The following is a 12,163-nucleotide window of genomic DNA, read 5'->3' on the forward strand; positions in this document are numbered from 1 at the left end:
CCCAACGGCTTATGACTCCAGATCAAAACGATCCATATTCATCACCTTGTTCCAGGCAGCCGCAAAGTCCTTGACGAACTTCTCGCTGGCATCGGACTGGGCATAGACCTCGGAAAGCGCCCGCAATTGGGAATTGGAGCCAAAGACCAGATCCACGCGGGTTCCCGTCCATTTCTTCTGGCCGGTCCCTCTGTCGACCCCTTCAAAGGTCTCGGCCTCTTTTGAGGTCGGCTTCCATTCCGTGCCCATGTCCAGGAGATTGACGAAGAAGTCGTTTGTCAGCTCACCGGGCCGGTCGGTGAAAACACCGTGCTGGGAATCACCCGTGTTGGCGCCCAGTACACGCATGCCACCCACCAGTACGGTCATTTCCGGGGCGGTCAGCGTCAGCAGATGGGCCTTGTCCAGCATGAGCTCCTCCGCCGGCACGGTGTAGCGCTTCTTGAGATAGTTGCGGAAGGGGTCGGCAACCGGCTCAAGCACCTCGAAGGATTCCGCATCCGTCTGTTCGGCACTGGCATCAGTTCGGCCCGGATGGAAGGGAATGCTGATCTTGTGCCCGGCCTTCTTGGCGGCTTCTTCAATGGCGGCATTGCCACCCAGCACGATCAGGTCGGCCAACGAGACCTTCTTGTTGCCGCCCGCACCGTCATTGAAGGACTTCTGAATGCCTTCCAGGGCATCCAGCACCTTTTTCAGCTCGGCCGGTTCATTGGCCTCCCAGTCTTTCTGAGGCGCCAGGCGAATCCGTGCGCCATTGGCGCCGCCACGCATGTCGGAGCCACGGAATGTGGCGGCCGAGCCCCAGGCCGTCTTCACCAGTTGCGGGATGGACAGGCCCGTGCCCAGGATCTCCTTCTTGAGCGCCTCGATATCCTTGTCGTCGATCAATTCGTGATCCACCGGCGGCACCGGGTCCTGCCAGATCAGGTCTTCTTTCGGCACCTCCGGTCCCAGGTAACGGGACTTGGGCCCAAGGTCCCGGTGCAACAGCTTGAACCAGGCCCGGGCGAAGGCATCCTCGAATTCCTTGGGATTGTCCCGGAAATGTTCCGAGATCTTGCGGTACTCGGGATCTTCCTTCAGGGACAGGTCCGTGGTCAGCATCATCGGCGGTACTTTCCTGGAAGCATCATGCGCCATGGGCAGCATGTCCTCATCCTCGATATTCTTCGGCTTCCACTGATTCTTGCCGCCGGGGCCTTTTTCCAGTTCCCAGTCGTACTTGAACAGCAGCTCAAAGTAGCCCATGTCCCAGCGGGTCGGCTCCTTGGTCCAGGCGCCTTCCAGGCCACTGGTGATGGTGTCATCGCCCTTGCCGCTGCCGTGCTTGTTCTTCCAGCCGAGCCCCATCTGCTCCATGGGGGCGGCTTCGGGCTCCGGGCCCAGGTTGCTGTCCGGCGCGGCACCGTGGGCCTTGCCGACCGTGTGTCCGCCGGCGACCAGCGCCACGGTCTCGTAGTCGTCCATGGCCATGCGCTTGAAGGTTTCGCGGATGTCATGGGCAGCCTTCTTGGGATCCGGCTCACCATCGGGGCCTTCCGGGTTCACATAGATCAGGCCCATCTGCACATTGGCCAGGGGCTCTTCCAGTTCACGCTCGCCGCTGTAGCGCTTGCTGTCCAGCCACTCTTTCTCCACGCCCCAGTAGATGTCTTCTTCCGGCGCCCAGATGTCTTCCCGGCCACAGGCAAAGCCGAAGGTCTTGAAGCCCATGGCCTCATAGGCCACGTTGCCGGCCAGGATGAGGAGATCCGCCCAGGAAATCTTGTTGCCGTACTTCTGCTTGATGGGCCAAAGTAGGCGATGGGCCTTGTCCAGGTTGCCGTTATCCGGCCAGCTGTTGATGGGGGCGAAACGCTGGTTGCCGGTGGCACCGCCGCCGCGGCCATCGCCACTGCGGTAGGTCCCGGCCGCATGCCAGCTCATGCGGATGAACAGACCGCCATAGTGGCCGTAATCCGCCGGCCACCAATCCTGCGACTGGGTCATCAGGTCCTTGAGGTCCTTCTTCAGGGCCTCGTAGTCCAGTTTCTTGAACTCCTCGCGGTAATTGAATCTCTCGCCCAGCGGGTTCGATTCCGCCGTGTGCTGGTGGAGGATGCTCAGGTTGAGCTGGTTCGGCCACCAGTCAATGTTGGTCGTGCCCTTGCCACGCTTGGTGGTCTGGGCCCCGTGAAAGACGGGGCATTTCCCTGCTTCCTTCATGTTGGCAGCCATACGATCACGCTCCTTGGAATTGCGGGTTGAATGGGTCACGGCATGGCATCTGACTCGCCAGCCGGGTCTTTGTACGCGACGCTCTCAGCCATTTCAGGCTGCGCCGCCCGGCCACTGTCCGCATTGACCGCCGACAATGGTCCGGTTTCCTGCTGTAACTGACCTAAAGTAATAGACCAGAGTTGCGATAGTTTCCAATGAATAGTTTGGATAGATTCGATTGTAATTAACGATTATGGGCCGCAGCCCCGGTGGGCGCCGGGGGTGTTATGGTTTGCGGCCTTGATCATGCATTCTGGTGTTCGCCTCCCTTGCAGGGGCGGTCCGTCAATTCAGTCTGGGAGTGAAAAACGATGAGTCAGCAGAACGGTACCCTGACCACCTGGCGCAAGCTCAGTCGCTACCCTGGTGGCCGCTGGCTTTTCTCCCGGGTCGTGGCCCACACTGCCCCGTATTTCGCCACCATCCGTCCCCGCATCCTCGAGCTTGAGCCCGGCCTCTGCCGGGTCCGCATCCGCAAGCGGCGGCGGGTCCAGAACCACATCGGCACGGTCCACGCCATTGCGATCTGCAACATGGCCGAACTGGCCGCCGGGGTCATGATCGAGGCCAGCCTGCCCCCGAGCCACCGCTGGATCCCCAAGGGCATGACCGTGGATTACCTCAAAAAGGCCGCCACCCACCTCACCGCCACCGCCGAGCTCGATCCCCTGCCCGCCTTCGGCGAGGGCGAGGATGTTCCCATCCCCGTCAGCGTCCGCGACGAAAACGGCGAGGAAGTGGTCCACGCCACCATCACCATGTGGGTGACGCCGAAAAAGACCTAGGAATTCTGCTCAATCCTGCGGCTCCGTGGTCAACGATAACGGCATTGATCCGTTATTCATCATGAGGGGGTGGAATTCTCCCGCCCCCCCCATTTTTTCTCAGACCAAGCAAGGAGCCCGCAATGAACAGACATACGCGTAATCTGCTCATGATCGCGGGGGGGACCTTGATGCTGGCCGGCTGTTTTGACGGCAGCTCCAGCGACGGAACGGGGACACTGTCCCTGGATATCACCGATGCCCCGGTGGATAACGCCACCGCGGTGGTGGTGGAGTTCAGCGGCGTGGAGATTCAACCCGCCGACGGCCAGCGCATCAGTTTTGAGTTCGATGAGATCCGCAGTATTGACCTGCTCACCCTGCAGGGCAACGACAGCGAGCCCTTGCTGGAGGGTGAGTCGGTTCCGGCCGGGGAATACGAGTGGATTCGCCTGCAGGTCAATGCCGTGGCCGGTACCGTGGATTCCTTCATCGAGTTCGAGGATGGTGGCCAGCATTCTCTGTTCGTGCCCAGTGGCTCCGAAACCGGTCTCAAGCTGGTCTCCGGTTTCACCGTGCCGGCCGGGGGTGCGGCGGATTTCACCATCGACTTCGATCTGCGCAAGTCGGTCACCAACCCCCAGGGCAAGCCGGATTACATCCTCAAGCCGGCCCTGCGTATGGTGAACAATGTCGACGTGGGCTCCATCAGCGGCACCGTGGCCGACGCCTGGGCGGCGGATGATGCCTGCTCGCCGGCGGTTTACGTTTACACCGGTCATGATGCCGAGGCCGGCAGCGAAGGCAGCGATAATCCACCCCTGACCTCCGCCCTGGTGGCGCTCAATGATGACAGCGGTGAGTTCGAGTACACCGTCGGCTTTTTGGAAGAGGCCGACTATAGCGCCGCCTTTACCTGCGAGGCGGACCAGGATGATCCGGAAGAAGGCAACGACATCGAATTCCTCCAGAAGCACAACAGCAGTGTGACTGCCGGCGAGGAAAGCACCGTCGATTTCGGGCCGGATGTCTGATCGCCTAATCCCAGCTAAGCAATCAGCGAAGGGCTCGGCCATCATGGTCGGGCCCTTTTTTTGCCTGGGCTCCCGCCGCCTTGGCGTGTAATCTGTGCGGCATGATCAGAAGCCTGCTTTACGACTGTCTGCTCCCCCGCCTGACCGCGCGCTGGTACCGCGCCGTGATTGAGCGCCTGCCCGAGGAATGCGAGTTGCTGGACGTGGGTATTGGCACCGCCGGCGCCTTGCTGGCCAATGCCGAGTTGCTCCGGGACAAGCGGATGTGGGTGAGGGGTGTGGACGTCGATGCCGACTATGTCGAGCGCGCCCGCCGCCGGCTGGCCAATTCAACGGTGGCCGACCGGGTCGAGGTGAGGCTGGAGTCCATTTATGACCACCAGGGCGGACCCTATGACGCGGTTTATTTCTCCGCCAGCTTCATGCTCCTGCCCGACCCCGAAGCCGCCTTGCGACATTGTCTGTCGCTCCTCAAGCCCAACGGCCGACTATACTTCACACAGACCATACAGACCCGGCCGTCACGTCTGATGGAGTGGCTGAAGCCCATGCTGAAACGGCTCACCAGCATCGATTTCGGCCGGGTCACCTATGAATCGGACTTCCGAAAGCAGATGGAGACCGCAGGCCTGGTCCTTGAGGAATTTTCCACGCTGTCGCGCCGTCAATCACAGGCCTATTGCCTTGCCGTTGCCAAGCCACGGGAGGAATGACCATGTCCAGGCACCCCATATTCGATATGTCTTTTGCCAAGGTCTATCCCCATTACGTTCAGAAGGCGGAGAAAAAAGGGCGTACCCAGGAAGAGGTGGATCAAGTTATCTGCTGGCTGACCGGGTATGAGCAATCAGGGCTCAAACAGCAGCTCGAGCAGGAAAAGAGCTTTGACCACTTCTTTGCCGAAGCTCCGGGGCTGAATCCCAATGCCTCGCTAATCAAGGGTGTTGTCTGCGGCGTTCGGGTGGAAGAGGTGGAAGACCCTCTGATGCAGAAGATTCGCTATCTGGACAAACTGGTGGATGAGCTTGCCAAAGGCAAGTCCATGGACAAGATCCTGCGCCAATAGTCCATTTTCTCGATCCAGTTGGGGTATGGCTGGGACTCTTCTCGGTTTAGCCATTTGCTGTTTGTTCTAATCGATAAATATGCATGATTTGCTTGAATGTTACCGTCAATCGCCTAGACTGAACGGGCATATTTGCGACTCAGGAGCGCGTGATGACTAAAGCCATCAAACAGGCAGAGAAGAATTTTAACCAGGCTCGACGTGGTTTGGTTTCCACCGTCAAGCGGGAATTCAAGGCCCTGGACCGGGAAATTCGCAAGCTTGGGCGGGACGTGAAGAAGTATTCGACCGCCATCAAACGTGAGATGCGGGCGCGTGATCAAGCGAAGCGAAAGCTTGAAAAATCCAATACCGTGGCGAATCGCAACGCCTTGAAAAAAGCCCAGGATGGGATTGCCGCTCTTCGCGAGGAACAGAGGGCAGCGCGGGCGGAAGCGGCTCGCCTGCGGGAGATGAAGGCGGAAGCCAAGATATCGCTGACCCTGGGTGAGAAGCTGGACAAGGCAATCGACAAGACCACGGCGGCGGTAGAGAAAGCGGTGGAAAAGGCGAAGAAGAAAGCTGCCAAGAAGAAAGGCAAGAAGAAAGTCTCCAAGAAGAAGGCTTCCAAGAAGAAGGCTTCCAAGAAGAAGGCTTCCAAGAAGAAAGCTTCGAAGAAGAAGGCCACGAAGAAAAAAGCTACCAAGAAAAAAGCGACTAAGAAGAAGGCTTCCAAGAAGAAGGCCGTCAGGAAAAAGACCACAAGAAAGAAGACTGGCCGCCGGAAGTAAAGCCAGCCACGGCAAGGCTGCCCAGCAGGCCTGGTTCCGGGTACCGTCGATTCGATGCACGTTCGTGCTAAGTCTCGATGGTACCCGGACTGATAGGGATGATGGGCTGGTCACCTTCCCGTATGGAAAGACGGTGGTCCATGAGGTTATCAACCGGTATCCGGATCACCCTCTGGGCTAGTCTGCTTTTATTGGCCATCGTGTCGCTAAGGTGGATGACGGCCATGCCCGGTTCAAGCGCAAGCGATTCCCTGCCCGCGGCCAGCGAGCTCGAGCTGACCTTGGCTCAAGAACTCGAAGCCGATGTGCGTGCCCTGGCCGAGGAGATCGGCGAGCGCAACATGCACCGGCCTGGTACGCTGGAACAGGCCGCCGATTGGCTCGAGGAGCGATTGCAGGCCATCGGTCATGAACCACGGCGCCAGCGCTATGAGTTGAGCGGCGCGGGCATGGCCCGCTACGCGGGCGAGACGGCCGATAACCTGGTGGTGGAGATTCCCGGCGAGTCACGGCCAGATGAGATTGTCGTTGTCGGTGCCCACTACGATACCGTCCCCGGCTCCCCGGGAGCCAATGACAATGCTTCCGCCGTGGCCGTGCTATTGGCCCTGGCCGAATACTTCCACGACAAACCCCAGGTCCGCACCCTGCGCTTCGTCGCCTTCGTCAATGAAGAGCCCCCCTTTTACATGACCAGCGACATGGGCAGCCACGCCCATGCCCGCCAGAGCCGGGAGGCCGGCGACAACATCGTGGCCATGATGTCCATGGACGGCCTGGGCTTTTTCAGTGACCAGCCCGGCAGCCAGCACTACCCCGCGCCGGGCATCGGCCTGGCCTATCCCGACACCGCCAGCTTCATCGGCTTTGTCACCCGCATGCGCGACAGGCGCCTGTTGCGCAAGGCCCTGGGGGCTTTTCGCGAAGCAGCCAGCATTCCCTCCGAGGGCGCGGCCATGCCGGGCTTCATCCGCGGTGTGGGCTGGTCCGATCACTGGTCCTTCTGGCAGCAGGGCTACCCGGCCTTCCTGGTCACCGACACCCTGCCGTTCCGTGACCCCCACTACCACCGCAGCACCGATACCCCGGACCGCCTCGACTACGAGCGCATGGCCCGCGTCACCGTCGGCCTCAAGGCCGTCGTGCGCACCCTGGCCGAGTGAGTACTGGCTAACCCCAGCCTCGATGATCTGGCTTGTTGCGCGATGCGCAACGCGCTATAATATTGCTCATGATCAAATCATTCCGCCACAAGGGATTGAAGCGGTTTTACGCATCGGGCAGCACGGCAGGGATTCAACCCGACCACGCCAAGCGCTTGCGCATGCAACTGGCTGCATTGGATACAGCCATACAGATCGAGGATATGGACATCCCAGGTTTTGGGCTGCACCCGCTTAAGGGTAAGCAGAAGGGCAGGTGGTCGATTCGAGTCAGCGGTAACTGGCGTTTGACCTTCGAGTTCCGAGACGGACACGCCTACATTCTTGACTACGAGGATTATCACTGATGAGCATGCACAACCCTCCGCATCCCGGTGAGTTCATCCTCACGGTTTACATGGAGCCTTTCGGCGTCAGTGCTCGAAAGCTTGCCGATCGTCTGGGTGTATCACCGTCCACCTTTTCGCGTCTGCTGCGCGGTGATAGCGGTGTCAGCCCGGAAATGGCGTTGCGGCTTTCCCGGGTCATTGGCCGCTCACCGGAAAGCTGGCTTGCCATGCAGGATGCCCACGACCTTTGGCTGGCCCGTAATCAGCTCGACGTCGAAAAACTCAAGCCCTTCGATTTCGAAGCCGCATAATCAGGTCCGGCGAGTATTTCACTTCCAGGCACTTACTGCGCCTCGGGTGACAGTTGCTGCCAGAAGGCCGGGGCGGCCAGGGCTTCCCAGAATTCCGGGGCGAAGCCCTGTGGCCGTCCGCCGTCCAGGCAGAAGGCGCCGTGGCGAAAGAAGTGGTCCAGGCCTTCAATGGTCTCAATCACAAGGCCGTCGTTGCCGCTGGCCTTGCCGAAGTGTTTCTGCAGTGGCGGGATGTTGGTCTCGGGCATGACCATGATGTCATTGCCGGCAAACAGGGCGAGCATGGGCTGCTGCAGGCGGGCCAGATCGTCGGCGGGGTCATAGCGCACGATGCCGGACAGATAACCCGCCGGCATGATGCGGCCGGCGGTACCGATCAGGGACAGACTGCCGGCCAGCCCCGCTCGCCGAAGGCCCAGCAACCGACGCTCCTCACAGCGCCAGCGATTCTCCGTGTCCTCGATGATCTGCTGGCGTACTCCGATGGCGGGGCCGGCCAGACTGATCACGAAGGCCACCTCATCGGGATGATCGGCCGCGGCACTGACGGCTATCCATCCCCCCTGGCTGTGGCCCAGCAATCCGATGCGAGCCGGATCCAGTTCGGTCCGGCCGCTCAGGGCGCGAACCGCCGCGATGGCATTGTCGGCCCGATCCACGAAATCTTCCTTGCGCCAGTCGCCTTCTGAGCGACCCACGCCGGGCTTGTCGAAGACGTACACGGCGTAGCCCTGTTCATCGAACCATTCCTGAAGTTGCGGCCAGAACCAGGAGCGGCGTTCGCCTTCCCAGCCCGTCCGGTAACTCTCATCACCAGAGCCGGCGAGAAAGACGACGGCCGGGAAGGGGCCTTCACCCTCAGGCAGGAACAGCGTTCCCGACAGTTGCCCGTCTTTTGCCTCGAAGGCGAGATCAGTACCGGGCAGCTCGGCGTAGGCCAGTGCCGGCAGAAGCAGGGCGGCCATAGCCAGGCAGCGCAGATTGGACGTGTTCACGAAAAGTACTCCCCAAAGTGATATTCACTTGATCCGGCTCAAGCCACCACCAATGTCGATCGACATATTATTGCCCGTCAAGAACAGGAGGTCACCGTCATGGCCAGCATTGTCATCATCCAGGGACATCCCGACCCGGCCGGTGGGCATTTCTGTCATGCCCTGGCCGTGGCCTATCAGGAAGCAGCGGAAGCCGCCGGGCATCAGGTCCGGCACATCGACGTGGCCGGGCTGGATTTCCCCTGGCTCAGGAACGCCACCGACTTCGAATCCGGTGATCCGCCCCCGGCCATTCGCCAGGCCCAGCAGGCCATTGAAGCGGCCGATCACCTGGTCTTTCTCTATCCCCTCTGGCTGGGCGATATGCCCGCCATTCTCAAAGCATTTTTGGAGCAGACCTTCCGTCCGGGTTTCGTCACCGAGCCGGGTCAGGACATGGGCAGCTTCGGCCCCCGTCGCCTCAAGGGGCGATCGGCCCGGCTGATCGTCACCATGGGCATGCCGGCCCTGTTCTATCGTCTGATCTACCGTGCCCACAGCGTGAAAAGCTTCCGCCGCAACATTCTGCGCTTCTGCGGCTTCAAGCCCGTGCGCACCACCCTGATCAGCGCCTCCATGGGCGGTGACAAGGGCCGCGCCCGGTGGCTGGAGAAAATGAAGCGCCTTGGGCGGGCATGTCGCTGAGCGATTTACGGATACTCGGCTATCCTTATTACAAATGTTCAAGGGGACTGTTCGCTGCAATGACGTTGCGCGATGATCCCGGCTTGATACCGAGTACTTGGCGTTTCATTGAGGTTGCAATGAATATCCAGCTGCGTAAAGCGAAGATTGAAGATGCCCCCGCCCTTGCCGAGCTGATGAATCTGGCAGGGGAGGGGATTCCGGCCTACCTGTGGGGGCAGATGGCTGATCCGGATGAAGACATCATGGCCTTCGGTGCGCGCCGGGTCGCTCGTACCGAAGGTGGTTTCAGCTACACAAACGCCTATGTCGCCACCGCCGGCGATGCCATTGCCGGCATGCTCCTGGCCTATCCGCTGCCCGATCCCTATGAGACCGGGCCCTTGGATGACATTCCGGCTGTCGTCCGCCCGCTCGTGGAGCTGGAATCACGGGTGCCCGGCGCCTGGTACGTCAACGCGGTCGCGACAGCCTCCGTCTATCGAGGCAAGGGAATTGGCCACCACCTCATGAAATTCGCGGAGCAGTTGGCCGACGAAGCCAATACAAGATCCGTTACCCTGATCGTGGCGGAAGAGAACATCCCGGCGGTGAAGCTGTACCGGAAGCTTGGTTACAATGTTGTTGAGCGCCGGGGCATCGTCGATTACCCAGGCTGCTCGCACACGGGTGATTGGATTCTGATGCAAAAGTCGTTGTGGCGGACGCCCTGATAAGCCCGTGCACTGGTGCCGGCTTGTCCGCCGATTGCGGCGCCAGCCAACCCACCCCACCCAATAACAAGAACAAGATTGGAGAAACATGAGTCGTCTGAACCCTGAGCCGTCGACGGCAACGGCGCTGATCCGGGTCCTTCTACTGTTGGCAATGCTGCTTGCGGCCTTCGCCTGCAGTGGCGATCCGGCCGCCAACAGCACGGTGGGGCGTGCTCACCTCGCGCTTGAAGACGCCGAGCGCAGCCACTGGTCGGGGGATGGCTCGCGGCCGCTGCAAACCACCGTCTGGTATCCGGCGCCGCCTGAAGTGGCCGGTGAGGAATGGCGGGGTGGCGTGTTTCGCTTCGGTCACAGCGCTTTGAATGCGCCGTTCCTGGACACGGCCCGGCGGCCATTGATCATCGTCTCCCATGGCACTGGTGGCAGCACGGCCCAGATGTCCTGGCTTGCCGAGCAGCTGGTGGGTGCCGGTTTCATCGTGGCGGGGGTCAACCATCACGGCAACACGGTAACGGAAGTCCGACAGTGGCCGGGGGGCTTCATCCAGCCCTGGGAGCGCACACGCGATATCTCCGTGCTCATTGATCAGCTGCTCGAGCACCCCGACATCGGCCCGCGCATTGATCCGGAACGCTTGGGCGCTGTCGGCTTCTCCCTCGGCGGATACAGCGTGCTGGGCCTGGCTGGCGTGCATCTCCCTTCCTATGAGGTCTGGCAGCAGCGCTGCGGGGAACGAGCGGATTCCCACGCCTGTCAGTTGCCACCCGAGGCCGACTTCAGCTTTGATGACGTGCAATCCATGCAAGCCTCAGACCCCGCCTTCCAGGCCGGCCTCAAACGCGGAGAAGGCCGCTTCCACGATGAGCGCATCGGCGCCGTCTACGCCATCGCCCCGGCCCTGGTCGCATTACTCGAAGAGAACGACTCCACACCCGGAGCACAGGCCATCCGGATGCTGCTGGCGGAAAATGATGAACAGATCGAGCTGGAAGCGACCACTGCCGCCGTCGAGCGAGCCATCCGCCCGGTCAGCTCTCAGGCCAGCCTGTGGGTAATGGAGGGAGCCAGTCATTACACTTACCTGGCGCCTTGCACGTTGAGAGGGCGGCTGCTCGTTCGCAGCCTCTGTGGTGATCCATGGGGCCGAAATCGACAGGCCGCCCACGCGGCTGTCGGCGCCGATGTCATTGATTACTTCAGCCATGCACTCAGCCACAACGAGAGCCAGGGAGCACCACTTGACCATTGAACGGCTGTTCATCAGCCCCGAAAGCGGGGCCCCGCAACGCGAGTGCGAGCGCATCGTGCTTGAGCGTGGCAAGGGGATCGTCGGTGACCGCAACTTCGGTCTCAGCAAATACCCCGGCCAGAATCTCACCCTGGTGGAAGCCGAGGAGATCGAGCGCTTCTGCGCCGGGCAGGGGCGAGCAACGGACCTCTCCATCACCCGCCGAAACCTGGTCACCCGAGGCATTCGCCTCAACGACCTCGTCAACACCGAATTCACCGTCGGCAATGTACGCCTGCGCGGCGTCGAGCTCTGCGAGCCCTGCGCTACCCTGGGCCGCGCCCTGAACAGTGAAACGCTTACCACCGCCGCCGTGGTGAAACACTGGGTCGGCCACGGCGGCCTCCGCGTGGATGTGCTCAGTGACGGCGAGATTGCCCGCGGGGCGGACATTGTCCTGGCCCAGGCGGAATAAGCCGGACAGCAACCGCTCCAGCCAGCCAGGCAGGGATGAAAAAACCGAATGTTGGACTATGCTTTTCTGAAAGCCACGGACAGGCGCGCCCGCCTCAGATTGCACCGTCTCCCCGTTCAGTTTCCACAGCCGCCAAGGTGGCCGTTGCCATGCCCAGGCCCGGAAAAGGGGGCGCCTAGCACACATATATAAGAATGATTGAATTCACAAAAAGCGGAAGGCACGCGATTACGGTGAATATTGGGAGAGATTGGGGTAACTTTATGATTATGCATGGAAAAGCGCGTTTTTCTTTTTGCCGGAAATCCGGAGTTATACCGCCGGCACGATATTGCGGTTATACCGCTTTCCACCTAATCAGCTGTT

General features: G+C 60.8%; 14 protein-coding genes. 12 read left to right on the top strand and 2 right to left on the bottom strand.

From position 1 onward, the window contains the following. Window positions 1–9: 9 nt before the first annotated feature. Window positions 10–2,220: a catalase/peroxidase HPI gene (gene katG, locus VCB98_RS07675; RefSeq protein WP_346051387.1), complete on the bottom strand. Its 2,211-nt coding sequence runs from the start codon at window positions 2,218–2,220 to the stop codon at window positions 10–12. A gap of 353 nt (window positions 2,221–2,573) precedes the next feature. On the opposite strand from katG, the gene VCB98_RS07680 reads away from it, so the two are divergent. The 8 genes from VCB98_RS07680 (at window position 2,574) to VCB98_RS07715 (ending at window position 7,699) form a co-directional block, all read left to right on the top strand. Further along, complete coding sequence (locus tag VCB98_RS07680) at window positions 2,574–3,047, top strand: hotdog fold domain-containing protein (RefSeq protein WP_346051389.1); 474 nt, start codon at window positions 2,574–2,576, stop codon at window positions 3,045–3,047. A 122-nt stretch (window positions 3,048–3,169) separates the two neighbouring features. Then, window positions 3,170–4,060 (top strand): DUF4382 domain-containing protein, encoded by an 891-nt coding sequence (locus VCB98_RS07685; protein WP_346051391.1) that lies wholly within the window; start codon window positions 3,170–3,172, stop codon window positions 4,058–4,060. Between the two features lie 101 nt (window positions 4,061–4,161). Next, the gene (locus tag VCB98_RS07690; protein WP_346051393.1) at window positions 4,162–4,773 is read left to right on the top strand and encodes a class I SAM-dependent methyltransferase; all 612 of its coding nucleotides are present in this window, start codon (window positions 4,162–4,164) and stop codon (window positions 4,771–4,773) included. A gap of 2 nt (window positions 4,774–4,775) precedes the next feature. Beyond that, complete coding sequence (locus VCB98_RS07695; protein ID WP_346051395.1) at window positions 4,776–5,126, top strand: DUF2200 domain-containing protein; 351 nt, start codon at window positions 4,776–4,778, stop codon at window positions 5,124–5,126. Window positions 5,127–5,278: 152 nt separating this feature from the next. Next, window positions 5,279–5,896 carry a hypothetical protein gene (locus VCB98_RS07700; protein WP_346051397.1) on the top strand — a complete coding sequence of 206 codons (618 nt, stop codon included), beginning with the start codon at window positions 5,279–5,281 and terminating at the stop codon, window positions 5,894–5,896. A 140-nt stretch (window positions 5,897–6,036) separates the two neighbouring features. Continuing rightward, window positions 6,037–7,059, top strand: coding sequence for a M28 family peptidase (locus tag VCB98_RS07705; protein ID WP_346051399.1), 1,023 nt, complete (start codon window positions 6,037–6,039; stop codon window positions 7,057–7,059). A 68-nt stretch (window positions 7,060–7,127) separates the two neighbouring features. Next, complete coding sequence (locus tag VCB98_RS07710) at window positions 7,128–7,406, top strand: type II toxin-antitoxin system RelE/ParE family toxin (protein WP_346051401.1); 279 nt, start codon at window positions 7,128–7,130, stop codon at window positions 7,404–7,406. Then, the gene (locus VCB98_RS07715; RefSeq protein ID WP_306728817.1) at window positions 7,406–7,699 is read left to right on the top strand and encodes a HigA family addiction module antitoxin; all 294 of its coding nucleotides are present in this window, start codon (window positions 7,406–7,408) and stop codon (window positions 7,697–7,699) included. Before VCB98_RS07710 ends, VCB98_RS07715 begins: the two co-directional genes overlap by 1 nt. A gap of 32 nt (window positions 7,700–7,731) precedes the next feature. Here the strand turns inward: VCB98_RS07715 and VCB98_RS07720 are convergent, their stop codons facing one another. Further along, window positions 7,732–8,694, bottom strand: a complete 963-nt coding sequence (locus tag VCB98_RS07720) for an alpha/beta hydrolase family protein (protein ID WP_346051404.1) — start codon at window positions 8,692–8,694, stop codon at window positions 7,732–7,734. 99 nt (window positions 8,695–8,793) lie between these two features. Between VCB98_RS07720 and VCB98_RS07725 the strand changes: the two genes are divergently transcribed. The 4 genes from VCB98_RS07725 (at window position 8,794) to VCB98_RS07740 (ending at window position 11,797) form a co-directional block, all read left to right on the top strand. Further along, window positions 8,794–9,378, top strand: coding sequence for an NAD(P)H-dependent oxidoreductase (locus VCB98_RS07725; RefSeq protein ID WP_346051406.1), 585 nt, complete (start codon window positions 8,794–8,796; stop codon window positions 9,376–9,378). A 119-nt stretch (window positions 9,379–9,497) separates the two neighbouring features. Beyond that, window positions 9,498–10,091 (top strand): GNAT family N-acetyltransferase, encoded by a 594-nt coding sequence (locus VCB98_RS07730; protein WP_346051408.1) that lies wholly within the window; start codon window positions 9,498–9,500, stop codon window positions 10,089–10,091. Window positions 10,092–10,179: 88 nt separating this feature from the next. Continuing rightward, a complete protein-coding gene (locus tag VCB98_RS07735; RefSeq protein WP_346051410.1) occupies window positions 10,180–11,343 on the top strand; it encodes an alpha/beta hydrolase family protein in 1,164 nt (387 codons plus the stop codon). Beyond that, window positions 11,333–11,797 (top strand): MOSC domain-containing protein, encoded by a 465-nt coding sequence (locus VCB98_RS07740; RefSeq protein ID WP_346051411.1) that lies wholly within the window; start codon window positions 11,333–11,335, stop codon window positions 11,795–11,797. Before VCB98_RS07735 ends, VCB98_RS07740 begins: the two co-directional genes overlap by 11 nt. The last annotated feature ends 366 nt before the right edge of the window (window positions 11,798–12,163 follow it).

Source organism: Natronospira elongata (assembly GCF_034931365.1).
In the GTDB taxonomy this organism is placed as follows: Bacteria; Pseudomonadota; Gammaproteobacteria; order Natronospirales; family Natronospiraceae; genus Natronospira; species Natronospira elongata.

Bases quoted from the DNA above. Each gene is read 5' to 3' on its own strand.
- katG (WP_346051387.1), bottom strand. From the start codon at position 2,220: ATGGCTGCCAACATGAAGGAAGCAGGGAAATGCCCCGTCTTTCACGGG.
- VCB98_RS07680 (WP_346051389.1), top strand. From the start codon at position 2,574: ATGAGTCAGCAGAACGGTACCCTGACCACCTGGCGCAAGCTCAGTCGC.
- VCB98_RS07685 (WP_346051391.1), top strand. From the start codon at position 3,170: ATGAACAGACATACGCGTAATCTGCTCATGATCGCGGGGGGGACCTTG.
- VCB98_RS07690 (WP_346051393.1), top strand. From the start codon at position 4,162: ATGATCAGAAGCCTGCTTTACGACTGTCTGCTCCCCCGCCTGACCGCG.
- VCB98_RS07695 (WP_346051395.1), top strand. From the start codon at position 4,776: ATGTCCAGGCACCCCATATTCGATATGTCTTTTGCCAAGGTCTATCCC.
- VCB98_RS07700 (WP_346051397.1), top strand. From the start codon at position 5,279: ATGACTAAAGCCATCAAACAGGCAGAGAAGAATTTTAACCAGGCTCGA.
- VCB98_RS07705 (WP_346051399.1), top strand. From the start codon at position 6,037: ATGAGGTTATCAACCGGTATCCGGATCACCCTCTGGGCTAGTCTGCTT.
- VCB98_RS07710 (WP_346051401.1), top strand. From the start codon at position 7,128: ATGATCAAATCATTCCGCCACAAGGGATTGAAGCGGTTTTACGCATCG.
- VCB98_RS07715 (WP_306728817.1), top strand. From the start codon at position 7,406: ATGAGCATGCACAACCCTCCGCATCCCGGTGAGTTCATCCTCACGGTT.
- VCB98_RS07725 (WP_346051406.1), top strand. From the start codon at position 8,794: ATGGCCAGCATTGTCATCATCCAGGGACATCCCGACCCGGCCGGTGGG.
- VCB98_RS07730 (WP_346051408.1), top strand. From the start codon at position 9,498: ATGAATATCCAGCTGCGTAAAGCGAAGATTGAAGATGCCCCCGCCCTT.
- VCB98_RS07735 (WP_346051410.1), top strand. From the start codon at position 10,180: ATGAGTCGTCTGAACCCTGAGCCGTCGACGGCAACGGCGCTGATCCGG.